This is a genomic window from Mucilaginibacter sp. RCC_168, assembly GCF_041355315.1.
Taxonomy (GTDB): domain Bacteria; phylum Bacteroidota; class Bacteroidia; order Sphingobacteriales; family Sphingobacteriaceae; genus Mucilaginibacter.
Genome location: NZ_JBFUPN010000028.1, coordinates 26049 through 52582, shown reverse-complemented (window position 1 = coordinate 52582; position 26534 = coordinate 26049). Strand labels below are relative to the sequence as shown.

General features: G+C 43.1%; 18 protein-coding genes. 16 read left to right on the top strand and 2 right to left on the bottom strand.

Annotation, left to right across the window (positions count from 1 at the left end; genetic code table 11):
• Positions 1–102 precede the first annotated feature (102 nt).
• Positions 103–735, bottom strand: a complete 633-nt coding sequence (locus tag AB6735_RS23715; protein WP_370998600.1) for a phosphatase PAP2-related protein — start codon at positions 733–735, stop codon at positions 103–105.
• 141 nt (positions 736–876) lie between these two features.
• Here AB6735_RS23715 and AB6735_RS23710 point away from each other — a divergent pair, with 141 nt between their 5' ends.
• The 13 genes from AB6735_RS23710 to AB6735_RS23650 all read left to right on the top strand — a co-directional run bounded on the left by AB6735_RS23710 (position 877) and on the right by AB6735_RS23650 (position 17411).
• On the top strand, positions 877–1293 hold the full coding sequence (locus AB6735_RS23710) for a MerC domain-containing protein (RefSeq protein ID WP_370998599.1): 417 nt from the start codon (positions 877–879) through the stop codon (positions 1291–1293).
• A gap of 102 nt (positions 1294–1395) precedes the next feature.
• Positions 1396–1842: a Fur family transcriptional regulator gene (locus tag AB6735_RS23705; protein WP_370998598.1), complete on the top strand. Its 447-nt coding sequence runs from the start codon at positions 1396–1398 to the stop codon at positions 1840–1842.
• A complete protein-coding gene (locus tag AB6735_RS23700; protein WP_370998597.1) occupies positions 1839–2669 on the top strand; it encodes an N-acetylmuramoyl-L-alanine amidase in 831 nt (276 codons plus the stop codon). Before AB6735_RS23705 ends, AB6735_RS23700 begins: the two co-directional genes overlap by 4 nt.
• A 225-nt stretch (positions 2670–2894) precedes the next feature.
• Positions 2895–5189 carry a family 20 glycosylhydrolase gene (locus AB6735_RS23695; RefSeq protein WP_370998596.1) on the top strand — a complete coding sequence of 765 codons (2295 nt, stop codon included), beginning with the start codon at positions 2895–2897 and terminating at the stop codon, positions 5187–5189.
• 230 nt (positions 5190–5419) lie between these two features.
• A complete protein-coding gene (locus AB6735_RS23690; protein ID WP_370998594.1) occupies positions 5420–6859 on the top strand; it encodes a serine/threonine protein kinase in 1440 nt (479 codons plus the stop codon).
• Positions 6860–6973: 114 nt separating this feature from the next.
• Complete coding sequence (locus tag AB6735_RS23685) at positions 6974–7936, top strand: hypothetical protein (protein WP_370998593.1); 963 nt, start codon at positions 6974–6976, stop codon at positions 7934–7936.
• A gap of 90 nt (positions 7937–8026) precedes the next feature.
• Complete coding sequence (locus tag AB6735_RS23680) at positions 8027–9469, top strand: PP2C family serine/threonine-protein phosphatase (RefSeq protein ID WP_370998592.1); 1443 nt, start codon at positions 8027–8029, stop codon at positions 9467–9469.
• A 136-nt stretch (positions 9470–9605) separates the two neighbouring features.
• Positions 9606–13721, top strand: a complete 4116-nt coding sequence (locus AB6735_RS23675; protein ID WP_370998591.1) for an FtsW/RodA/SpoVE family cell cycle protein — start codon at positions 9606–9608, stop codon at positions 13719–13721.
• A gap of 338 nt (positions 13722–14059) precedes the next feature.
• Complete coding sequence (locus tag AB6735_RS23670; RefSeq protein WP_370998589.1) at positions 14060–14854, top strand: FHA domain-containing protein; 795 nt, start codon at positions 14060–14062, stop codon at positions 14852–14854.
• The gene (locus AB6735_RS23665) at positions 14811–14990 is read left to right on the top strand and encodes a hypothetical protein (protein WP_370998588.1); all 180 of its coding nucleotides are present in this window, start codon (positions 14811–14813) and stop codon (positions 14988–14990) included. Before AB6735_RS23670 ends, AB6735_RS23665 begins: the two co-directional genes overlap by 44 nt.
• A 40-nt stretch (positions 14991–15030) precedes the next feature.
• Positions 15031–15519: a hypothetical protein gene (locus tag AB6735_RS23660; protein WP_370998587.1), complete on the top strand. Its 489-nt coding sequence runs from the start codon at positions 15031–15033 to the stop codon at positions 15517–15519.
• A 331-nt stretch (positions 15520–15850) separates the two neighbouring features.
• On the top strand, positions 15851–16786 hold the full coding sequence (locus AB6735_RS23655; RefSeq protein ID WP_370998586.1) for a ring-cleaving dioxygenase: 936 nt from the start codon (positions 15851–15853) through the stop codon (positions 16784–16786).
• A gap of 4 nt (positions 16787–16790) precedes the next feature.
• Positions 16791–17411: an alpha/beta hydrolase gene (locus AB6735_RS23650; RefSeq protein ID WP_370998585.1), complete on the top strand. Its 621-nt coding sequence runs from the start codon at positions 16791–16793 to the stop codon at positions 17409–17411.
• A gap of 188 nt (positions 17412–17599) precedes the next feature.
• On the opposite strand, the gene AB6735_RS23645 is transcribed toward AB6735_RS23650, so the two are convergent.
• Positions 17600–18112 (bottom strand): hypothetical protein, encoded by a 513-nt coding sequence (locus tag AB6735_RS23645; RefSeq protein WP_370998583.1) that lies wholly within the window; start codon positions 18110–18112, stop codon positions 17600–17602.
• Positions 18113–18535: 423 nt separating this feature from the next.
• Here AB6735_RS23645 and AB6735_RS23640 point away from each other — a divergent pair, with 423 nt between their 5' ends.
• The 3 genes from AB6735_RS23640 to AB6735_RS23630 all read left to right on the top strand — a co-directional run bounded on the left by AB6735_RS23640 (position 18536) and on the right by AB6735_RS23630 (position 26395).
• The gene (locus AB6735_RS23640) at positions 18536–21799 is read left to right on the top strand and encodes a SusC/RagA family TonB-linked outer membrane protein (RefSeq protein ID WP_370998581.1); all 3264 of its coding nucleotides are present in this window, start codon (positions 18536–18538) and stop codon (positions 21797–21799) included.
• Positions 21800–21890: 91 nt separating this feature from the next.
• Positions 21891–23387, top strand: coding sequence for a RagB/SusD family nutrient uptake outer membrane protein (locus AB6735_RS23635; protein ID WP_370998579.1), 1497 nt, complete (start codon positions 21891–21893; stop codon positions 23385–23387).
• Between the two features lie 218 nt (positions 23388–23605).
• The gene (locus AB6735_RS23630) at positions 23606–26395 is read left to right on the top strand and encodes a family 78 glycoside hydrolase catalytic domain (RefSeq protein WP_370998578.1); all 2790 of its coding nucleotides are present in this window, start codon (positions 23606–23608) and stop codon (positions 26393–26395) included.
• Positions 26396–26534: the final 139 nt, after the last annotated feature.

The following is a 26534-nucleotide window of genomic DNA, read 5'->3' as shown; positions in this document are numbered from 1 at the left end:
TTATTATTTGAGACAAATATAAACGATTTAAAATTAAATGCAATTATGTTGCATTTAAAAATTAGAACAAAGAAGGTCTAAAAGGCATATGATCTCTACTAATTACAGGTCAAAAGCCCGGGCAAAACGGTAGCAGCAATAAACTATTACAGGAGCGGCTAATACGTCCATAGTGTAGTGGATGTGTTGTACAAGCAGTAACGCCATTACAATAAGGGCGGCAATAAGGGCGATAGCCTTATCGCGTTTTTTCTCCAGATGAAGGAAAATAAGCACCATGGTTGAAGTGTGCCCCGAAAAGAAGAGATCTTTGGTGATGGCAGCATGTCCATAAAAATAACTGGTGAGCGGATCAACCAAAGGAACCAGGCCCAGAGGAGGATCAAGCTTTACCAACGTGAGGGATATAAAACGGGCGATACAAACAAATATCAGCGTCCAGATGTAGGTAGTGCAAATAGCAGGCTTATAAAAAGCCCTTACAGCCATCAGGATACCCATACCCCATATCAGCGCAAAAATAGGTATGGAAACATCGTAGGCTGGCAAATGAGTCAATACCCAGTCATTAAGTATCATGCCATTCCGGCTTTCGATTCCTCTGAAAAAACCGGGCATAATGTTAATAATGGCTGTTATGAGGATACTGCCAATGAGTAGCTTAACGCGTTTTAAACTGGTATCATAAGCAGTTAGCCAGTTTTGTTTTAATCTATATAGAGCAGTATTGGGCACAGTTTATATCTGGATAATGTGTTCAAAAATAACGTATTGACGTCAATATTAATTAGTTGTTACCAAAAAGTTAAAATAAATATTGTAAAAATATGAAATTAAATTGATGCAATTATGTTGCGTTATGCTTTATATTTGCATATGAATATTCCAAAAAACACGTCCTGGCTTGATCATATCGGAATAACTGCATCAACTTTGTGCGCCATACATTGCGCTATAGTACCGGTGCTGTTTACCAGTTTGCCGCTGTTGGGGTTGGGCTTTTTGGCTAATGTTTGGATAGAATGGGGGATGATTGTGCTGGCATTGGCCATCGGAATATATTCTATAAGTTTGTCTTATATCCGGATACACAAACGCTTGCTGCCTCTACGTTTACTGCTGGCAGGTTTTGCAGTTATTTTGCTGGGACATGCGTTTGTAAGCGGCTGGCCAGAAGTAATCATCGTACCAACCGGCGGATTGCTGATTGCGGCCGCGCATTTTGTAAACTATAAATACACAGGCAGCTGCAGATATTTAATAAAAGAGAATGATCAATTGCCGGTATACTGAATGATAGGCGACAATCTTAAACTTTCACCAATTAGCCAAACCTTATTTTAAACCATTAGTTATTCTTGCTAAATTTGCAGGCTTATATTATAACCTAATTAAATGGCACAAACCCGCAATAATTTTCATTTTGAAGATTTGCTGAACAAGCATCATTTAAAAAAAACTGCGCCAAGGCTCAGGGTTTTATCCATGATGTCATCAAGGAGTGCAGCTACTTCCCAGCCCGATCTGGAGAGCGTAATGAGCGACATTGACCGGGTTACGCTTTATCGCATCCTGAATGCCTTTGAAGAAAAGGGCATTATTCATAAGGTATTTGATTTAAATGGTACGGCTAATTATGCGCTGTGCAGCTCCAATTGCGATGAAGGCCATCATCATGACGAGCATTTGCATTTTAATTGTACCAACTGTAAAAACGTTTATTGCCTTGACGATCTGCATCTGCCGGCAATAACCCTTCCACCTGGATTTGAACCCACTGGTTTTACCTTGTATGCTACCGGCTTATGTCCAAAGTGCAGTAAAAAAGCGCCTAAAAAATGATCTTTACTAAAAAGCTTTTTTACATAAGCGTAAACTGCGGGTTGCTCTTTTTATTTCTTGGTCTTTGTTCATTTACTCCTGGAAGGGACACTATTCCAACTACATCTACTTTTAAGTTTAAGACTATTATTATTGATGCCGGTCATGGTGGTAAAGACCCAGGAGCCCGCGGATCATACTCCAACGAAAAAACGGTGACATTAGCCATTGCTCAAAGGTTAAAGGCCGCTATTGATTCGCAGATCACCAGCGTTAAAACCATTATGACGCGTACTGATGATACCTTTATTCCGCTTAATCAACGATCGGTAATTGCCAATCAGAATCATGGTAACCTGTTTATCTCCATACATTGTAACTCGTCACCGGAGGGTAACGCGGCTATCGCACATAAACGTAAAGGTGTACTGCTGCTGGTTTATGGTTTCCACCGCTTAAAAGAACAGGAAGAAGCTGTGCGCGAAAACTCCTCTATATTTATTGAAAAAGATTACAAGCAAAATTATGAGAGCTATGATGAAAGTGATCCGTCTAATCTCATCATCCTCAATGCCTACATCCAAAAATACCGCAAGCAAAGTATCCTTTTTGGCGACCTGCTGAATACCGAGTTTGTGGATACCAATGGCCGTGAGAGTAACGGCGTAAAGGAACAAGGCGTATTGGTGCTGGCTCACAGCGCCATGCCGGCCGTACTCATCGAAACAGGCTTTATCAATAATCCGGAAGAAGAAGATTACCTGAACTCACCCGAAGGACAAAACGAGATCGTTCAGTCAATCATCAGAGCTATCAATAATTATCGAAAAGCTATCGGAGCGCTGTAATTAGTCTACTCACCCGGTCTATCTGCGCCAGCTGGCGGATGGATCACCCTCCTTCGGCTTCGCCGGAAAGAGGGTAGGAAAAATAAAAAATAAAATCCCCTCTATGTGCGAAGCGGAGAGAGGGGTGACAAGCGTAGCGACGTCGGGGTGAGTTGATGCCATCCTGTAATCAGGTTAAAATTTTCACCATAAACAGCTATATTCGGCTTTAACAACTCCATGCCGATGATCAATACCTGTACCGTCGTTTTAAAATATATCCGTTATACATTATGCTTTTGTTTATTGATGAATGTGGTACATGCCCAGGTCAAAGAGCAGGGTATTATACCACAGCCTTATAGCATTCAAAAAAACGGTGAGGTATTCAGGTTCTCGCCTGCTGTGGCTATAGATATCGGTGATGGTATCAGTACAGATAATCTGATTTTTTTTAACCAATATTTTCATCAACTGGCGGGATATAACTTATCAGTCAAAAAAACTATTGCTCCTTCCATTCAATTAAGTATAAATTCTAATAAGATTACAGAGCCCGAGGGCTATCAATTATCTGTAACCTCAAAACAGATCAGTATTATCGGGCATGATCTGGCCGGCGTGTTTTATGGCTTGCAGTCATTGGTTCAACTACTGTATAAATCAAACGGAAAAGTAACTGTACAGGGATGTACTATCGAGGATCATCCGCGATTTGCCTACCGGGGGATGCATTTGGATGTAAGCCGTCATTTTTTTAAAGTGGATGCTATTAAAAAATGGATAGATCTGCTGGCCCTTTACAAGATCAATACTTTTCACTGGCACCTCACTGATGATCAGGGCTGGCGCATCGAGATCAAAAAATATCCACTGCTGCAAAGCATTTCCGCTTATCGCGATGAAACCATTATTGGTCATAAAAAGGATAGTCCGCACCGCTTTGATGGCAAACGTTATGGAGGCTATTATACCCAGGAGGAAGTAAAAGCTGTAGTGAAATATGCTATGGAAAGACATGTCAGCATTATCCCGGAAATTGAAATGCCCGGTCATGCACTGGCAGCATTGGCGGCTTATCCAGAACTGGGATGTATCGGCGGTCCTTATAAAACAGCCACTTACTGGGGAATATTTGACGATGTGTATTGTGCCGGCAACGAGCAGACGTTTACCTTTCTACAAAATGTGCTGGACGAAGTGCTGCCGCTTTTTCCGTCTAAATATATTCATATCGGCGGTGACGAATGCCCGAAAACCAAATGGAAAACCTGTCCAAAATGCCAACGACGCATTAAAGATGAGCATTTGAAAGATGAGCACGAGTTGCAGAGTTATTTTATTGGCCGGATGGAAAAATACCTGAACAGCAAAGGGCGGCAGATCATTGGCTGGGACGAGATCCTCGAAGGCGGATTGGCGCCTGGCGCCACGGTGATGAGCTGGACAGGCGAGGAGGGTGGCATTTCCGCAGCCAAGCTGCATCATAACGCCATCATGACACCTGAAAAATATGTTTACCTGGATTATTATCAATCCTTGTATCCCAGCGAACCGTTGGCAGGCGGCGGGTACACGCCATTAAGTAAAGTTTATAATTACGAGCCGATAACCAAAGAATTAAGCGGTGATGAAGCCAAATATATTAAAGGTGTGCAAGCCAATGCCTGGAGCGAATACCTGGCCAGCACCGCACAAGCTGAGCACCAGATATTTCCAAGGATTCTGGCTTTGGCCGAAATTGGCTGGACAGACAAGGGAAATAAAAGCTATCCCAACTTTTTGAAACGTTTGCGTTACGAACAACCACTCCTTAAACAACTAAATATTAGCGCGGCTGATGCTTTCGATGAAATTACCGATAGTGTTACGGAATCGGCAGACCGTCAGGTGCAGTTGGCTTTAAGCAGTACTTTGCCTGGCAGTCAGATCTATTATACCACCGATGGCACTACACCAGGATTAAAAAGTAAGAAGTATGACAAACCGTTCTTGATCAGTACATCGGGTAAAATAAAGGCAGCTGTATTTAGCGGAACAAAGCAATATGGGCGCGTATATGAAAAAGATTTTCATCTTCATAAAGCTATAGGTAAAACGGTAACACTTACCAACCAGCCTCAAGGTGGATATAATCCCGGCAATACATTTGGCATGGTGAACGGAGTTTTTGGCAGTAAACTGTATAACGACGGGCAATGGTACGGTTTCAATGGTGATGATCTGGAAGCGGTGGTTGATTTGGGAAAAGCTCAGCCGGTATCACAACTGGGCATCAATATTTTAAAATATCATTGGCAAAAAATGTGGGAACCTACGCTCCTCACCTTTGAAATATCGACAGATGGAAAAAACTATACCGAGGTGTACCGTCAAACTACCTTTAACGATAATGGGATCAACGCGGTAAGAGCGAATATAAAAACCACGCAAGCCCGGTACATCCGCGTAAAAGGAACCAACGAAGGCATCATTCCACCCGGCGAATACATTGCCGGGGCAAAGGCATGGTTAATGGTGGATGAAATTGTAGTAAAGTAGGTTGTGCAGATTTCAAATGTGCGGATGTGCAAATATGCAGATGTGCAAATGATTTTATTTGACTATTTTCATCTGCACATCTGAAATCTGCATATCTGCACATCAATCACCTCATCCATATTTTTTTTCCTAATTTTATACCAAACACTAATGCGTGCGTTATGTTGAAATAATATAATTTTTATTATGAAGTTATTTTACACCGAAAGCACCACGAGGACAATTACTCCATGAGCAAAGTATTTACAATAACCGAGGGTTTGGAGAATATGGGCGCTTTACGAACGGGCGGCCAGGGCTCAGTTTACAAAGGCAGACGCTACGGCCCCATTATTACCGCGGTAAAATTATTACCAACCCCCATCCATACCGAAAGTACCGACGATAAGAATTTTCGTAATTTTCAAAACGAGGTTGAAAAATTAAAAAAGGTAAACGAAGAACCTAACCCTAATGTAGTTAAGATCCTGAATTCGGGTATTACAGAAAGCGGTTCGTTCCCGTTTATCGAAATGGAATTTATTGATGGCCCCGATCTGGAGGACCTGCTAAAGCCACCGCACGAACCCATCTTTACCATCAAAGAGATCATCAAACTGGCTGATCAGCTGGCGAATGCGCTTTCTCATTGTCATAAAGTTTCCGTAAAGCATGGCGATATCAAAAGCAATAACGTTAAGTTCAATATCCACACGGGCAATTATGTACTGTTGGATTTTGGTCTTTCGGCTATGTCTGATGATCAGCGCCGTACCAGTATCCGGCACGCGGGAGCTATTGAATTTATGGCGCCTGAGCAAAACGAAGGACTGATGTATTTTCAGACCGATGTGTACAGCTATGGCGTTATTTTGTATGAGCTGATAGCAGGCCAAGTACCATTCCCGCTGCGCGATAATGGTGAAACCGCGCGTAATGCCGTGATGCTGGCCCACATGGAATCTCCGGTGCCCGATGTGATGGAACTGCGCAAAAACAATCTGCCGGAAAGCTGGCCAGATAAGAAGAAAGAACACGAAATGCTGGTACCGGCCTGGCTGCTGCAGATAGTGGCCAAATGCCTTAAAAAAGATCCGGAGGATAGGTTTGCTGATGGTATTGAGCTGCAGGAAACCTTGATGCACAGCAGTATATCGGCAGTGAGTAATAACCAGGTAGATGACAGTTGGAACTCATCGGTATTGCTTAAAGAGAACGAGCGCTTGCAGGGCTTACTTTTATATTACCAGGAAGCCGAAAATAGTAAAATGGTTCAGCCTGTAATCACCGGAGAGGTTGAAAAACCTGTAGACGATGGAAAACAGGTGCGCATGTCGAAACCAATTTTTGTGTTTTTTATAATCATGCTTTGCGGTTTTACTGTGTTTTCGGCAGCGGTATTAAGCAAATATGGCGACAGGATATATCATGGTGTTTATAACCGGCTTTTTAAGTCGAAAAAGCCGGTGGATTCCGCTAAGAATGTTATACTTCCGCAACAAAAAAAGGAACCTGAGAAACAACAGCAGGACACTACCCCAACTAATGATGAGTCGGGTATACCGCCAGAAGTTGATTCGCAAACCGATTCTATACTCAAGGGTATGAAATATAAAAAAACAAATACACAGGAACCCCAGTTTTATCGCGACAGCGCCAAAACCAAGGATACCTCTAATTTGAATTTTTAGCTTTGAATGGATCAAGGATTAAGGGATTAAAGATCAAGGATTTATAATTTGGGTTTTAGAGTTTAGTATTTAGAACTTAGAGTTTAGAACTTAGTATTTAGAATTTAATAAAGAATGGAATCAAAATCAACATTCTGGCAAAAAATAGGGCTGCAGGATTGGTTTTTGCCGAACGGGAAACCAGCCAATGCCGAGGCCGCTACTATAAAAGCGCTTACCCCCGATGATGTTTATTTATACATCATCGAAAAATTTAAGGAATCTATCGGCCAGCTTTCATTTGCCGATAGGGTGGTATTTTACCACGAATTTATCATCAGCTTTAACGAAGAAGACTACCAGGAATTTATCAATAACCGCTCCGGCCTTTTTGGTATCATCGTTAATGAATCGGTAAAAAAGTTTTATGAAGTATTACGTGAATACCAGGAAGTTGGCAAAAAGGTAGAGCCTTCCAGTTCCAAATGGGTATTCCGGTTGGTTTCGCACCCAGATTATGCCAAAGGTGATAAAGGTTTTATTGGCAAGCTGTTGCCTGGCAGCGATAAAAAGGAAGAGAATTTACGGGTAACTTTCATCCCCAGGCATACCGGTGTGGCCCAAACACTGGATATCAGCAACGACATACTCAAAGGCTTTACCTATTACAGTGAGGGCTATTACGAACTGCCTTATGCCTATGATCTGAACCATAAAGAAAAAGAAATTGACCGGCCCGGCGATAAAGTATTAGCCCGCCTGGATACCATTATGCCCGACAAACAGTTTGTGGGCCGAAAGGTGGAGTATCTGGTAATGGACGATGATATTGTAGTATCGGGTAATGAAGAAAGCCGTGAGGAACGTGCCATATTTAAAGTACCAAGCGATTGGGTGAATACCCCGCACCTGCGTATACGCCTAAATAAGGCCGATGGTAAATTTTACCTGGCCTCGTTTGGCGAGCTTACCTTAATTAATGAGCAGGAGGTGCCGCGCAGCGATGTAAACGCGCCGCAATGGGTGGATCTGCCTTTCAACTCCAAAATATTGCTGAATGGCATCATCGGCATCAACCTATTTAAACCCGAAGCATAATGTCACAAATATTATCATTCGGGCTGTTGGCAATAGGCGTTTTATTATTAATGGCCCATTTTATCGACATCAAAAATTCCAGTAAAAACCATGGCAAATAATTTTTTCGGAATAACAGATATTGGCCGGCAGCGGGATAATAATGAGGATACCTTTATTGCCCAGAGATCCGGTGATGGCAATTTTATTATTGCCTGCGTAATTGATGGCGTAGGGGGTTATGTAGGTGGTGAAGTGGCTGCTGATATAGCACGAGATTGTATCCTGGAGCAGCTCTCTTATATTGCTGGCGATGTGGTGCCACTGCTGGTAAATACCATAGTTATAGCCAACCAAAAAATATACGACAAAAAGCGAACAGATAAACAACTGGAAAGCATGGCTTGTGTACTTACGCTGGCCGTGATCGACATACAGAATAACCAGTTTTATTATGCCCATGTGGGCGATACCCGTCTGTATCTGCTGCGCGATCATACGCTTATTAAGATCTCCAAAGATCATTCGTTCGTGGGCTTTCTGGAAGATTCCGGGCGGTTGACCGAAGAGGCAGCCATGGATCACCCTAAACGTAATGAGATCAACAAGGCCCTTGGGTTTAATCCCGAAATATCAAAAGATCCGGATTTTGTGGAGACCGGGCATTCGCCTTTTCTGCCCGGCGATACCCTGCTGGTTTGCAGTGATGGTTTAACCGATCTGGTTGATAAAAGCTTGATTACCGGTATCCTGACCAGTGATAGCACTATTGAAGAGAAAGGTAAAAAGCTCATAGATGCCGCCAATAGTAAAGGAGGAAAGGATAATGTTACCGTAGCGCTGGTTCAAAATGATAAAGCTCCGAGGCAGCACAGTGCTACCCGCCCGGCAGCGAAGGTCACAGATGAGATAGTTGACCCATTGGCGCAACCCAAACTGCCCGATGGCCCGGTAACCATACCAGTCAGGAAAAAAAGCAACCGGGGCAGTATGATTATGCTTTTTATATTGCTGGCGCTGGCAGTAGCGGGTTTTTTATGGCAATATTGGCTCAATTATCAACTCAAACAAAAGCCTGTTAAAGTACTTGTTGCACCTGTGAAAGTAAAGAATGCCCAAGAAATTAAACTGCAGGATACTATCAATAAATTAAAAGGAAAAACGCTGGTACTATCCGCTGCTGATTATCCCCAACCCATTGTTTTAACTGACAGCCTGCATATTGATGGCGACAGTTTGTACATCAAAGCAAAAGGAAACATCCTGTTTAAGCGTGACTCCTTATATAACGGCCCCGCGCTCACACTGGCCGCAACCTGTAAATTTATCGTACTGGACAGCGTAGTTTTTGAAGGGTTTAAAACAGCAATCACTACGCATAATGATGCCCTGGTATTAAAGCACGTGGTGTTTAATAATTGTGTTACGCCGGTGCAAACATCCTATAGTTTTCCTGCAAATAAACAGGTTTCGGGCAGGTTGTTTGGTGGTATGTTTCGCATAGACAGTTTGGGAGGAGTTAAGAGTCAAGAACCAGGAATCAAGAAAAAATAATGTGAGATGAAGAATTTTTTTAGTTGTAAAAATATAAACCAAAAATCAAGAAACGTCTGTCAGAAACCTGGATTAAGAATATCGAATAAACTCTTGATTCTTGATTCTTGGTTCTTGACTCTATCTTATTCGCACAATGGATAAGTCGCCGGGCAGGGGAATGGAGCGGTTATTTTTATTGCTGACGGGCGTTATATTAGTAGCGCTTTTTGGCAAGCTTTATTTTGTACTGCAACAAAAGTTTGTTGATGTAGATAAGCGTCTTCAGGATGGTACCATCGTTAACCTCAATACGCCTAATACCGCCCGTAATGTGGCTGCCTTGCTACATAAAGGTTATTATTTCGATGACCCTAAGGATGTTGACTATATCAAGTCGACCATCGCTTCAAAAGTAAATATTGGTGAGGAGATTGATAACGCTGGCGAGTTGAACAAACGCCGTTACTATGTAAATGCTGACGATGCTTTTGCCAATGGCGGGGAGTCGTTCAAAAAAAGGGTGCTGGTATCCCGTTCGTTACTGGGTTATACCGGTGATGATTCTATCCGGTTTACACAGGAACGCGTTCATCCGCCGCAATTACCGGCACAAACCGATCTGGGTTTAGGCGAATACAGTATATCCGGAACCATCCATTATAAAGAACAACCCATAGCAGGAGTACTGGTTCGATTAAATATGATACTGCCGCAGGATAGTATCTATAGCGATGAAGAAACCACTTCAAGAGGAGCCACCACGCAAGCATCAGCTGCATACAAAAAGGTTTATGTGGTCAATACGGATAAAAAACGCCAGCTGCAATCATTAACCGCCTTTGCCCGTACCGATGCCGAAGGGCATTACGCGTTTAAAAACTTGCCCACAGGCAAAGCTTTTGAAGTACTGCCACTGCAGCCGGGTTTTGAATTTGGCCGCTCGCAGGGTGTAGTAGAGTTGAATAAAGATAAAACGCTTAATTTCATACAGGCACCGCACACTATAAAACTATTATCCACCCGTGATTTTAATATCCTGAAAAAAGAAGGTGCATTCATCGTTCGTACCCATGAGGAATTTAATGAATGGTACTGGATTATTGTAGGAAGTTTTCTTGCAGGGTTCCTGATCGTACATTTGTTACTCAGCAGTCGTTACCCGCAAGCCGATCAGTTGATATTGCCGCTGGTCATGCTGCTCACGGGTATTTCTATACTCACGCTATTGAGTTTACAAGACCCCTTGCGCGACCGCTTTTTAGCTAAGGATACCTTAATGTATTTAGGTATCGGTGTGGGTGGTATCTGCATTATGCAGTTCTTTAACCTGCGCCGCTTTAATGCCGATTCTACCTTGTACAGGTTGTTGTTTTTTAAAGGTGCCCGCAGTGCGGCCAATGGCTGGCCCTGGGCTTTGGTGGCTATGGCCTTATTATTCGGTACTATTTTATTTGGTACCGGGCCCGAAGGAAGCGGGGTAAAGGTGAACCTGTTGGGGGTGCAGCCCAGCGAGATCGTGAAATACCTGATCATGATATTCCTGGCAGGCTTTTTTGCTGCTAATGAGAAGTTTATCAGTCAGTACGCCAGTTGGGGTAAACGCTGGTCGTTCTTTTCTTTTGCGCTCATCGCTACGGTGATTACCTTGTTATTGTTTTTGGTACTGGGCGATTTAGGTCCGGCTATGGTGATCTGTTTTACCTTTATTATCCTGTTCTCTTTTTCGCGCGGCGATTTTATGCACATGGCCGCTTATGTGATATTGTTTGTACTGGCCACCTGGTTTTTTGATAATGTTTGGATCAGCGCGGCCATTACCTTTGGCGTATGGGGTATTGTAGCATTCCTGAAGCCCCGTTTGCTTAGCGAGTCGGCCTTTATGGCTTTGATCGTGATCACCGCGTTTTTAACTATCGATAAAATACCCGGTTTAGATAAGATCATCCCCGGCCCGGTAGAACGTTTGGTTGAACGTAAAGCCATCTGGCAGGATCCCTGGAACAATGAAGTGTATGGCGGCGACCAGGTAGCTAACGGACTTTGGGCCATGGCCAGCGGTGGCTTAAGCGGTACAGGCGTGGGGCAGGGTTTTGCCAAAACCATTCCCGAGGCGCATACCGATATGATTTTGCCATCCATCGGCGAGGAATTTGGCTGGGCGGGCATGGCAGCTATATTCATCTTGTTTTTGCTTTATCTGCATCGCTCCATCATCATAGGTCGGCAAACAGGTACGCCGCTGTTGTTTTATCTCAGCGCGGGTATCGGTGTTTGTAGTTTTGTGCAGTTTATACTCATTGCAGGTGGGTCCATCGGGGCGCTGCCCTTATCCGGCGTATCATTGCCGTTCGAAAGTTATGGTGGTTCGTCATTGGTGATCAATATGGTGGCGGCAGGTTTTCTGTTATCCGTATCTTCTGTAAAAGGGACGCAGGTACAAATGAGTTTTATTACCAAGCAGCAGGACAAAAACCTGGTACCCGCCCTCGCTGCTGCTTTGGCCGCTGTGGTATTGCTTACTTTAAATGTATCGCGCTATAGCGCCGATAATAAACATTGGGTGGTAAAACCGGCTTTGGTGGCCGATAAAAGTGGTCTGCGGATGTTTAGCTACAATCCGCGTATCGCCATATTGATGAATAAGCTGCAGGCGGGCTCATTGCTCGATCGTAACGGACTGATTCTGGCTACCAGCAAACCAGAACTCATAGAGAAGCAAAAAGAAAAACTGGCTGCTACCGGCATCATGCATTATGACCTGGATTCGGCTATGCATAAGCGTTTGGAGCGGTATTATCCTTTCGAAGAGAACATGTTCTTCTGGACAGGCGACGAAAATACCGGCGTATTCAACGGCAGCACCAACGGCTACTTTGCCGAGTATGAACACGCAGCCGAATTGCGTGGGTTTAAAATGCCGATAACCAGCTACAACGTTAAAGCATCCCGTTATCAGGAAGACCGCTTTTTACCCCGTGGAATGAAAGAGATGACGGTGAGCAAACGTGATTACAGCGCGTTAGCGCCATTGCTGTTAGCCGACATTAACGGCCCGGAGATAGCCGCCTTTAAAAACAAGAACCGTGATGTGCAATTGACGGTAGATGCCGAATTACAAACCGGTATACAACAAGCCATAGCGGCCGATACATCCTTACAAGACAATCGCGTATCCGTAGTAATTATGGAGGCCAATACTGGCGATGTGCTGACTTCTGCGGTGTATCCATTACCTCCCGTGCATAATTGGGATCAGCTTACCATGCCGCAGGCCGATCAGAATAAACTGGCTACCTGGATGACCACTACCGACCTGGGTTTTACCTATGCTTCGCAGCCTGGATCGACAGCTAAGGTGCTCACGGCCATGTCTGCATTTAATAAGCTGGGTATTGGCGCTGCCGATGTGGTGTATCACGTAAGTACCGAAGAACGCATTCGGACAAAAGGTATCGAACCCGATGAAACCGGGATGATCACCATGGCAAGGGCCATTGCAAAATCAAACAACGTGTATTTTATCAAACTGGCCAATCAGCAGCATCTGGAAGAGTACATGGGTAACTTGTATTTAAAAACGGGTATGTTTTTGCATGGTGTAGGCGGCTACTATTATAACAAACCACCCGAAAATGCCGATCAGGAAGAAAAATGGCGTAACCTGTGGCGTAAAACCGAGTTTAATACCAAACCACGGTACGATCCTAACAATATCCATAAAACCAGGGCAAAAGGTATCTCGGGTATGGCCTGGGGACAAGGCGAACTGATCGCGACCCCGGCTGCTGTAGCCAGACTTATATCCGGCGTAGCTAATGAGGGGATGCTGCATCCTAACCGCTTTGTTCTCAAGATTAACGATACGGCAATTGCGGTAAAGCCCGCCTTTAAACTGGCTGAAAAACCGGAATATGCGGCTTTGCTGAAACAATACATGATAGCGCAAAGTGCACCAAAAGTACCTATATTGCATATAGCGGTGGCTGGTAAAAGCGGGACGCCCGAGCGGATTGTGAAAAATAAAAGTGTGAACGATGGCTGGTATGTATTTTTCGCCCCCGAAGCCAAAGGCACCGGGAACATGGTGGTTTGTATTCGCATCGAATCCACCCGTGGCTCGTCAGACGCGGTGCGGCTGGCCGGAAATCACATCATCCCGCTGTTATTGAAAAAGGGTTATATGAAAAGTTTTGATCCCGAAAAAGTGGTGATTCACGAAAAAGAGGAAGCACCTGAGGACATAAATTTTCCTGTGGATACCACGCAGTAGTGAAGTAAGGATTTTTGGAACAAGGAGCAAGGATTTTGACTGCAAAGAACAAGTACTTGGAAAAAGCGTTTCTTTTAGAAACTGTCGACGAGGACTATTCATTGCCGTTGACTTTAGTCAACGGTAAAAGAAAGTACTAAGGCAGGCTTTAGCCTAATTATCCCAGTGGTACTTTGGCTAAAGCCCCATGATTTTCATTTATTATTCCGTTGACTAAAGTCAACGGCAATGATCTTATAGGATATATAAGTAATCTAAACCAGATTTAGACACAGGTTCTTAGAATTTAGAGTTTAGTTTTTAGAGTTTAGAATTTAGTTTTTAGAATTTTACCAAACATGTCATTTAAATTATTCAGAAATAAGGGCGAAAAGCCAGACTGGGATGTAAAAAGCCTGCGCGATACCCTTTTGCGTTTTATCAAAGAAGCATTACAAAAAATAGAAGGCGGTGAAGGTGGTCATATAAAGGAATTGCTGCTTTATATAGCTGCCAATCCCGAAGATAAACATCTGTATGAAGGTGCGGTTTATGTACACGATAAAGAAAAGTTCAGGAACGAGGTACAAAAAATAGCCGATGATTATGCGCTTGACTTACCATCCGACTGGACAATGGAGGTAGAATTTGTTGATGAGCTACCACCTGAAGCAAGCCCAATCCCTGACCTGGACGCAGCATTCCTGATGCACACCCGCAGACAAGTATTGCACAATGCCTCATCAGCTGTAGCCTATATCCGGATATTGAATGGGGAAGCCGAGCAGGAGGAATATGTGATCAAAGCTACAGACGATAAAATAAACATTGGCCGCGATAAAAAAGCGGTTACTGACAACGGATCGTTCCGTTTAAATAAATTGGTTTTTCCGGCTGATAGCAAAGATGAAAGTAATAAATTCATCAGCCGCCAACATGCGCATATTGAGTGGAATAAAGACTCAGAGTGCTTTATGATATTTGCTGATGAAGGTGGCGTACCACCACGCAACAAAACCAAGATCCATATTGCTGCCGATGGCAAGATGATCAAGCTGAACTCCACGCAGATCGGTCATCCCATGAGTGAAGGCGACCAGGTGATCCTGGGTGAATCGGCGGTATTTCTGTTCAGTACTAAGGCGGAGGGGTAGATGGCTTACTTATTTTTATACTGGCCGGGCCTGGAAAGTCGATGGTTTTAGCCCGTATAAATATGATATCATCGGTGCATTGGTGACTTTGACTGGTGCTTGTATTATTATTTATATGCCCAGGAACGCAGTGTAGGTTAATCTGAGTATATTAGCGTTAAGAAAAACCTAAACCGATGAAACTGCTCATCATACTGATTTTTATATCAACCTTTATAACGGCCTGTAATTTTAAAAAAAATGATATCAGCAAGTCCGAAGCAGATCAGCCATGGAACGAACTTACTATTATCGATGATCATAGAATAGTAACTACAATAAATAATGATAATGACTCTTCAATAGTTAGAATTTATCATACCGGTTCAATTTTCACACCTCGCCCCAAAAAATTAGTTATCGATACCTTAAAAGCATGGTTTACTAAATCTGAAAAGGATACACTTGCTTATTTAACTAAAGAAATAATTTTGAATCCTATCAGTACGACAAATTATTGCACCGAATTTGTAGGTTCAGTTGAAATGAAGATTTCTTATGGACAATTTAAACTAAGTGGGGAATATGATTCGGTATGTGACTGGACTATATTGTCCGATCGGACAAAGAAACTGAATAGTATTCTTCAAAGACAATTGAAAACGTTAAAAGTAAAACAAGAATAAAAGGAAGCTCATGATCTAACAATATAAAATATTTTTATCCTTGCTCCAAAAATCCGCTGTTCGAAGTCTCTGACTTCGGACGATTATGCATGTAGTCTTTAGACTACATGAACGGAATTTATGATCAATGTAGTTGCAAACTACAATCATACAGGTTCGAAGTCAGAGACTTCGAACAGCGCATAAATATCTTAATCTTTGTCCCCTCAATCCTTATTCCCAAAAGCTCCTCACATTTCTTATCCTACATCAAGTGTAACCCATATTTTGTGGGGTAACTTTGAATCATCAATTAAAACAATTATTAATTTTTGATCACGAAAGGAAAACAATGGAAAATACAATAAACGGCATCCACCACATTACTGCTATTGCAGGTAACGCCAAAAAGAACTACGACTTTTATACCCGTGTTTTGGGTTTAAGGCTGGTTAAAAAAACAGTGAATTTTGATGACCCGCAAACCTATCACTTGTATTATGGCGATAAATTTGGTACCCCTGGCACTATCCTTACCTTTTTTCCATGGGAAGGGATTACCGCAGGCAGGAGAGGTGCACGTCAGGCTACAGAAATTGGCTACAGCGTACCCGAAGGCAGTTTAGATTTTTGGTTAAAAAGGTTGGAGGCCAATAATGTACTGTATAACAAACCCGCCGAAAAATTTGGCGAGCAATACCTTACCTTATTGGATCCGGACGGTTTAAAGCTTGAACTGATAGTACCCAAAACAGCCGATAACAGGCTGCCCTGGGAAACAGCAGAGGTGAAAGCCGAAAATGCTACCCGTGGTTTCCACAACATTACCATCACGACCAATAAAATGGATGCTACCGCTAAAATATTAACCGATGTTTTTGGTTATAAATTATTGGAGCAGCATGTAAACCGTTTCCGTTTTGTGACTGATGCGGTAGATAACGCGGCCATAGTTGATCTGGTTGAAGTAGCCGGAGAAGTAGCAGGCCATGTAGCAGGTGGCTCCGTACACCACGTAGCGTTTCGGGTTAAAAACGAGGAGATATTGATGCAATACCGCGAAAAGATAGCTGCGCTGGGTTTACATATTACTGATAAGATTGACAGGAACTACTTTTACTCGCTGTATTTCCGCGAACCGGGTGGCGTATTGTTTGAACTGGCTACTGATAATCCGGGTTTTTCTGTTGATGAACCGGTTGATCAATTAGGCAGTGGTTTAAAACTACCTGCACAGTACGAGAATATACGCGAAGATCTGGAAAAATCCTTACCTTCATTAATATAAAATCATGTATACGCATCATAAACAGATAGTTACAGCGGGGGCACCTGCTGGTCAGGCCAAAAAAGCCATGATTATGGTGCACGGGCGCGGAGCATCGGCAGTAAGTATCCTTACCTTGAAAGATCACCTGCAACTGGATGGTTATGCCATTTTTGCACCGCAGGCTACCGAGCACAGTTGGTACCCTTATAGCTTTATGGCGCCGGTGAGTAATAATCAGCCGGCACTGGATTCAGCGCTGGAAGTGATCGGTAGCTTGGTGGAGGATATCAAAGAGCAAGGCATCACACAGGAAAATATTTACTTCCTCGGTTTTTCGCAGGGGGCATGTTTAACGCTGGAGTATGTAACCCGCAATGCCGGTAGATATGGCGGTGTGATAGCTTTTACCGGAGGATTGATAGGTGAAAAGCTGATGAGTGAAAATTATAAAGGTGATTTTGACCAGACCCCTTTATTAATTACCACTGGCGATCCTGATCCGCATGTACCTGTAAGCCGGGTGAACGAAACCGTGAGCCTGCTCAAAAAGCTTAACGCTAATGTTACCCTGAAAATATATAAGGGCCGCCAGCATACAGTAACCACCGAAGAACTGGCTTTAGCTAATGGTATATTATCATAACTATATCTCCAATAAGTAACATAAAAAGGGCAGCTGAAAAGTGGCCCTTTTTATTTGGGATATTTATTTAACTAAATTTAAAATTTAGTTTTTAACACAATCTATCCGAATGAAATCATCTTACCAGAGCATTAAGGTATCTGCGCATTTACATTGCAAGCATTTTGCTGTTATATCTTTTAAAGTACTTAGCAGATCAGGTTTTCCGTAGTTTCAATTGGTTCATTTTTTTCCATTAAGCAGGCACCCTGCACGGTTGCTCCAATAACTACACCTGCCGATAACAGTACCAGGTTTTTGATGATGTACTGGCCTAACAAAGTAGGGACAAAGATATTGACGGTCCAGGTGTCATGCAGAAAAAAGAATAAAGGCAACATGGTTCCCGCCATTTGAAAATAAAGCAATAATAGCGTAAAGCTAAGCCATCGTTTACAAATGAGTCCTAAGCCTATAGTACACTCCCAACAAGCAAGTACAGGTAAAGCCACAATGGGCTTAACCAAACCAAAGGTTAATTTATAAATAGTTTTCCCCGCAATTACTTCGGCGGCACTTAATCCGTGGAAAAATTTGATGGCCCCAAACCAGATAAAAACAATCCCTAAAGAAACCCGCAATATGTTAAGTCCGTTTTTTACCTTCCATTTAACCATCGTACTCTCTGTGGTTATTGCAAAATTAATGAACCTGCGTATCATAAAAGGAAGTTTAGATAGATATGTATTCAGATGTATACCCCAGATACGGAAAAAACACCCACACAGGTTTTCGATTTCAGGAAATAACCTACACCTGTGTTGTTTATAGATATAAGGTTTTAATTGAGTATATCTTTTAGTGAAATCAATCTACATGAGCCTGTTTATTTCACTAATAAATTTGCTTCCTCTGTAATTTGAATTAAGTTAAACTTAAATTTATTTCAATTTAATACAACCAATTCCCTGATATTTTGTTGGACCTATAACTGTTTGTTATACAGGTTATTTAAAGACTTACCAGTCGAATCGATCTTATTATCATTTAATATGATAAGCTATCAGAGCCGGCATTATATATCACCATAAACCAAACCGAAGTATAAACTATGAGCAAACACCGACAAAACCCGTAGCGCTGTAATGAAGCGCTTATCCTCAAAAAGCGGAGTAAGCAGCACTCCCGAACAGAAAATCAACCTGCTGAGTTCATTAACCGATACATTAACCAAACACAACCAAGGTATGCAATTAAACTTTACGAGTAGGGTATTACATGCGCCCAGGACATCAGCCTCAAAACTATTTTTAATTTTAAAATTAACAGGTTTATTACTCATGGCCGGCTGTTTACAGCTTAGGGCTAAAAATTTCACGAAGACCGGCACTGAACCCATAACCATAACAGGCCAGGTAAAGGATGCTCAGGGACAGCCCCTGCCGGGTGTAAACGTAAAAATAAAGGGGACAAACATAGGAGCCACCACCGGCGTCGACGGTAAATTTAGTTTACAGGCCGATGATAATGCGGTATTGGTATTTACGTTTGTGGGCTTTAAACCCAAAGAAGAACCGGTAAATAAGCGCACTACCATTAACATTGTACTGGACGATGATAAAACCCAGTTGAACGAAGTGGTGGTAGTAGGTTACGGTAACCAGGAGCGAAAAGATGTAACAGGTGCCGTTGGAACGGTTAAAATGTCCAACATCAAGGAGATCAAAGCGGCCAGCGTTGATCTGAAACTGGCAGGGCAATTGGCTGGTGTAACCGTGAACCAGGTAACCGGTACCCCGGGTGGTGGTGTATCTGTTAACATTCGTGGCGCAGGCTCGGTAGGGGCCGGTGACGATCCGCTGTATGTGATCGACGGTTTTCCGATCTCTCCGGGGTTTGACCAGTATTCCAATCCGCTCAGTACCATTAACCCAGATGATATCGAGAACATCAGCGTACTAAAAGACGCGGCTTCTACAGCCATATATGGTTCACGTGGTGCAAATGGTGTGATACTGATTACCACCAAAAGAGCTAAAAAGGGTGAATCGACGGTTACCGTGAATACATCTACCGGCATTCAAACCATATTGCCAAAAACAAAGCTTAAAATGATGACGGCTTCTCAATTCGCGCAATGGCGTACGGAGGCTATACAGGATGCCAATAAAGTTAATGGTACTGATAATCCTATACCCGATGAGTACAAGAATCCGGCATCACTGGGTAAAGGTACCGATTGGTTTGATGCCGTTACCCGTGTGGCTCCAATGCAAAATTATGATGTTACCATTGCCAATGGCACCGATAAGATAAGATCATTATTTTCATTGGGTTATTTTGATCAGCAGGGTACGGTGCTCAATACTGGTTTTAAAAGGTACTCCTTAAAAGCCAATATGGATGCCAATGTATTTAAAAATGTGACTGTAGGCCTGAGTGTTGCACCAAGCTATAGCTTAAGGAACTTGCAGGAAACTGATGGTCATTTCCTTTCGGCCGTATTAAGTCAGGCTTACCTGGAAAGCCCTCTGGTACCCGTAAAACAGCCCGACGGCTCTTATACCAATGTGGTAGGTTCGCCCGGTACCTTCCAGAATGCTAACCCGGTAAGCGAACTGGTGAACACCACCAATAAGCGTAATGAATTCCGCGGCCTTGCCAATACTTATGTAGAGTGGCAGCTCATCCCTGGATTAACCTTAAGGTCGACTTTTGGAGTTGATTATCAGACTAAGTCGCAGGATTATTTTAGACCATCTTTCCTGGGGGGATTTAACAACCCCAATAAAACCGGGAATGAGCAAAAGGCTATAGGCTCCACCACATCGGCCAGCTCACTTAACTGGCTTAATGAAAACACTGTTAACTATAAAAAAACATGGGGTAATCATACTTTAACCGTATTGGGCGATTATTCTATACAGCAGGAAACCATTCATAACAGGTATACTTTCGCAACGGGTTATCCCGATGATGTTGTTCAGTCGGTAGGTGCAGGAACCATCATAACAGCGCCCTTAGATAATAATTTTGACGAAGAATGGCGTTTGTTATCGTTGATAGGGAGGGTAAATTATGCTTACAAAGATAAATACTTATTAAGCGCGTCTATCCGCCGTGATGGTTCATCAAGGTTTGCACCCGGGCACAGATGGGGTACCTTCCCATCTGTATCAGGTGGCTGGCGCATATCCGACGAATCATTTTTTCCTAAAACATCATTTATCGATCAGCTAAAATTCACAGCCAGTTACGGGCTTGCGGGGAATAACAATGTGGCCAATTATGATTACATAGCAAGGGTTAGCCAGGACAATTATACATTTGATGGCACTCTTGCCCCCGGCGCCTCAGTAACAGAGCAGTTAGGTAATACCGAGCTTGGATGGGAAACTACAAAACAGTTGGATATAGGTATGGATCTGTCGTTGCTCAAAGGTCGTATTTATTTAATTGCCGAATACTACAACCGTTATACGCAAAATATGTTGCAATTTATTCCTGTTCCAATAGCATCGGGCTATGCAAACGCGCTTACAAACGTTGGTAATGTGCGTAACCGGGGATGGGAATTTACGCTAACCACAAAAAATATTATTGGTAGCGGGTTTAATTGGTCAACCGATCTTAACATATCTTTTAACCGCAATAAAGTGCTCGATCTGGGTACCACACCACAAATATACGATGCTCCCCCAAATGATAACCCCACCAGTATCACTAAAGTAGGCTTGCCCTTAGGTCAGTTTTACGGTTATATTTTTGAAGGTATATTCCAAAGTCAGGCCGATCTGGATAAATATCCGCATTTTGACGGAGAGCAGGTAGGCAACATCAGGTATAAAGATGTTAACGGCGATGGGGTAATTGACGGTAATGACCAAACTGTTGTAGGTAACCCCTGGCCTAAATTTACCTTTGGTTTCAATAACCATTTCTCCTATAAACACTTTGATATGAACATCATCTCGGCTGGTTCGGTAGGCGGGCATGTGTTTGATATGTATAAACAATTTACCACCAACCTCGACGGCGTTTTTAATGTAGAGCAGTCTGTCATACAACGGTGGCGCTCTCCAAGCCAGCCCGGAGCAGGTTTGTTACCAACAACGGTATCCAATACCGGTTACGCACGTGATAATTATCCTTCGTACTGGGTTGAAAACAATTCCTACCTCATGGTTAAAAATATCGACCTCGGATACAACTTTAAAACCAAATTCAGTAAAAACTTCAGGGTTTATTTCAGTGCGCAAAACGCTATCCTGATCACCGGTTATAAAGGTGGTAACCCCGAAGTGGGCATTGAAGGGCAGTTGGGCAATCGTTCCCTTTCTCCTAATATCAATTTCACAGGTTACCCTGTTTCTGCTGTTTATACAGTAGGCTGTAATGTGACTTTTTAGAGGGCTCCCGGGGTAAGGATCTTTAGAGTAAAGAGTAAGGATTTTTAAACCTTGAACAAACCAATAAACGGATGAACTAATAATTGAAAACATGAAAAAATACACATATATATTGCTGATAATCACTGTGTCTGTAATAGCCGGTTGTAAAAAGGATTATCTAAGTCTTCAGCCTACCAGTACACAAAACACAGAGAATTTTTATAAAACCCCGGTGCAATTTACACAAGCGATTAATTCGGCTTATGCGCCCTTACAGGGTTTGTATAACGGCTCGTTTTGGGCATTGGGCGAAATGCGGTCAGACAATACGTCTTATGAATTTAATCCCAATGATCGTTCGGGTACCAACAAAGAAGAGATAGACGAATTCAGGGATATCAATACCAACGATATGGTTAATGCATTTTTAGTATCCAGCTATACAGGTATAGGCAGATGCAATGTTATTCTGGATCGTTTACCGGCGGCTAAACTGAATACTGCCTTTACTGATACTATTGCAGGGCAAGCCTATTTTTTACGGGCCTTTAATTATTTTAACATTGTGCGGATGTTTGGTCGGGTTCCTTTGGTGCTTAAAGAAGTGAGCTCTGTAAGCGAGGCTTTTAAAGTAGCAACCAAAGCCGATGTAGAAGCAGTATACACGGCCATTATTGCCGATGCCCAGGCCGCTATCACTAATTTGCCGGTTCAGTATACAGGCGATGGGAACAAAGGCCGGGTAACAAAAGGTACTGCCCAAACTATGCTTGCAGAGGTATATATGACACAGAAAAAATTCGACCTGGCTATCCCGTTGCTGCGCAGTGTAATATCATCAAATGTTTACCACTTAAACGCTAACTACGCGGATAATTTTGATATGAGTAAAGAGAACGGTCCCGAATCTATATTTGAGATCCAGTATATTGAAGGTCCTAATGGCTTGGGCAGCGATTTTATTGACACATTTGTTCCCTGGGATGTACCTGACGATTCCGTAACCGGCTGGAATATTCCGCACAGCGCGCAAAATGGCTGGAACATACCCACCCAGGATCTGTTGGATGCGTATGAGCCGGGTGATAAAAGAAAGGCAGCCTCAATTGATACATCCTTTACATCAGATGAGTATGGCGTGATTATGCCTTTTATAAAAAAATACCAGAGTAAAGCCGCCGTTAAAGGAATAACCGGTAATAACTTTCCGGTGTACCGTTATGCCGATGTTTACCTCATGTTGGCAGAGTGTTTGAACGAACAGGGCTTTGCCGGTGGTGGCGACTCGTTTAAATACTTGAACCTGGTGAGGGAACGCGCGGGTTTGCCAGATAAAAGTGCAGGTAATACCAAACCCGAACTGAACGTAGCCAGCCAGGAAGATTTTAGGGCAGCGGTGGCACATGAAAGACAGATTGAGTTATGCTTTGAAAATCATCGCTGGTTTGATCTTTTGCGTTCCGGAAAAGCAACAGCTGTAATGACGGCTCATGGTGCCAGGGAAAAAGCAATTAAAAAGGATCTGTGGGTAATTAATCCGGCTGCTTATACCAATGTTAAATTGTTGTTCCCTTATCCGTTAAGTCAGGGGAATTTGGAGCATTAAAAAAGAGTCAAGATATTAGAATCAAGAATCAGAAAGGTAAATTGGAGTCAAAATATTTGATATAAGAATCAAGAAAGCATAAATTACAAGTAGGTTTTTGTCTTGATTCTTGTATCTTGATTCCTGACTCTCATACTTGTAACATCATATTTACTTTTGAGATTAAAAAATATGATATATATACAAACAAAAACTGTTCTTAAGCTATATTTAGTAGCATGAATTACATAGCCCAAACAGGTGTGCTTAAAAAGGCATATCTGAGTATCGTAATATTGTTTTTTATTTGCCGCCAGGGTTTTGCACAGGCTCAAAATGTGCCTGTTAATTTTAAGGTTGATAATTTGATATGTGAATATAAAGTTAACCCTATAGCAGTCGACGCAGCCAACCCGCGCCTGAGCTGGAAACTGATAACACAAGATCGTAACATACAGCAAACTTATTATGAGATACGGGTAGGTACAAACGCGGTATCGCTGACCAAAGGACAAAATCTGATCTGGACCTCGGGTAAGGTCCCGTCAGATGAGTCGGCGCATGTATATTACGGTGGGCCGATGCTTACCTCGCGCGAAAAGTGTTACTGGCAGGTACGGGTATGGAACAATAAAAACCAGGTAAGCCCCTGGAGCATGGTCAACTTTTGGAAGATGGGTTTGCTGAAACAGGAAGACTGGTCGGCCAAATGGATCCAGGATAATTACGTGTCTGATACCACCGGCGGTCCCAGCCCCATGTTCCGCAAAGCATTTAAACTTGATCATAAAATACGCGCGGCCCATTTATATATCACTGCCCATGGCGTATTTGAGGCCCAGATCAACGGCAAAAGGGTTGGGAATGATTACTTCGCGCCCGGCTGGACAAGCTATAACAAGCGCCTGCAATACCAGGTATATGATGTTACTTCGCTGCTTAAAAGGGGCGATAATGCAACCGGCGTAACCATTGGCGATGGCTGGTACAGGGGCTATACTTATAATCGTAAAAAGAATGTCTACGGCAAAAAACTGGCCCTGCTATATCAGCTGGAGATAGTTTATACCAACGGCAAACGCGAGGTGATCTCCTCAGACAAAAGCTGGAAGGTAGCCTATGGGCCCATCCGCTCGTCTTCATTTTTTGATGGTGAGGTGTATGATGCCCGTAAGGAAAAGAACGGATGGACGGACCCCCTGTATAAGGATGCCACCTGGGATACCGTAAAAACAGACGAAAGCATCAAAAGCAATTTGATCACTACTATTGGTCCAACGGTAAAAAAACATGAGAAATTTTTACCGCTAAAAGTATTCACCACCCCGGCCGGCGAACGGGTGATCGACTTTGGACAAAACCTGGTAGGTTGGGTACAATTTAAGCTGAAAGCCAAAACAGGCGATACCATTCACCTTTTCCACGCTGAAGTGCTTGATCAGAAAGGTAATTTTTATACCAAAAATCTGCGTACCGCCAAACAAGAGATCACCTACATATTTAAAAGCGATAGCGCAGAAAGCTATGAGCCCCATTTTACCTTTCAGGGCTTCCGTTATATGAAAGTAGTGGGCTATGCCGGGCCGCTTGATTCAACCAACATTGCCGCATACGCGGTATATTCTGATATGGCGCAAACGGGTAAATTCTCTACCTCCAACCCCCTCATTAATCAGCTACAGCATAATATACAGTGGGGGCAAAAAGGTAATTTTGTTGATGTGCCTACCGATTGCCCGCAACGGGATGAGCGTATGGGCTGGACCGGCGATGCGCAGGCCTTTTGCCGTACCGCTACTTTTAATATGGATGTGGCCGGTTTTTTTACCAAGTGGTTAAAAGATCTTTCCGCCGATCAGCATAAAGATGGCGCGGTACCCTATGTGATCCCAAACGTGCTGGATAGTGTTTCATCAGCCGCCTCAGGCTGGAGCGATGTGGCTACCATTGCACCCTGGACTATTTACCTGGCCTATGGCGATAAACAGGTATTGCAGCAGCAATATGAAAGTATGAAGGCATGGGTGGGATATATCCAACTCCATAGTCGTAATTATCTTTGGGATACGGGTAACCACTTTGGCGACTGGCTCTTCTACGCCGGAACTAATTATGAGGATGGCGCCGCCCTGACCGATAAAAATTTGATAGCACAGGCATTTTACGCTTACTCTACCCAGTTGCTCATCAATGCGGCCAAAATTTTGCACCGGGGCGATGATGTGCAGAAATACACCCAACTGTTGTACAATATCAAAAAAGCCTTCCAGAGCGAGTACGTGACGCCCAATGGCCGCATGATATCGGGTACGCAAACCTCCTATGTATTAGCCTTGAACTTTGACTTGCTGCCCGAAAATTTACGTGAATCAGCGGCAAAAAGGTTAGTGAACAATATCCAGGATTACGACGAGCATATCACCACTGGCTTTTTGGGTACACCCTATATTTGTCATGTATTGAGCCGTTTTGGGCATACCGATATTGCTTACGACCTGCTGATGAAAGAATCGTACCCATCGTGGCTGTACCCGGTGAAGCATGGGGCCACCACCATTTGGGAACGCTGGGACGGCATCAAGCCCGATGGTAGTTTTGAAGACCCCGAAATGAACTCCTTCAACCATTACGCTTACGGCGCCATTGGCGATTGGATGTATCGCGTGATAGCAGGTATAAATACCGACGAAAATTCGCCGGGCTTTCATAGGATCATCATCTCGCCGCACCCGGGTGGCAAACTGACCAGCGCCCAGGCCGAACTGGAAACTTTGTATGGTAAAGTAAAATCGGCATGGAGTATTGATAATGGTATATTTACATTGGATGTTATTGTGCCGCCCAATGCCACTGCCGAGATCGTGCTGCCATCAGTAACCGATCAGATCACAGAAAATGGCCTTGATATCAATACCGAAAAGGAAATAACCGGTATCCAAAAAATAGGCAATGATGAGCATTTGAATATTGGCTCGGGTACATACCATTTTGTGTATACGCTAAAAACGTTTGGCAAACACGTTAACTAAGAAGAAGTAATTGGGTTTACATAGTTTATCCATTGTGTCATTAAATAAGGGTTTAGTGATTAAAAAAATGATAAAAAAACAGAATTTAAGGCAAGGACTGTGCGATTCTCCTCTCGAGAGTAATAGCCCATGAAAAGGT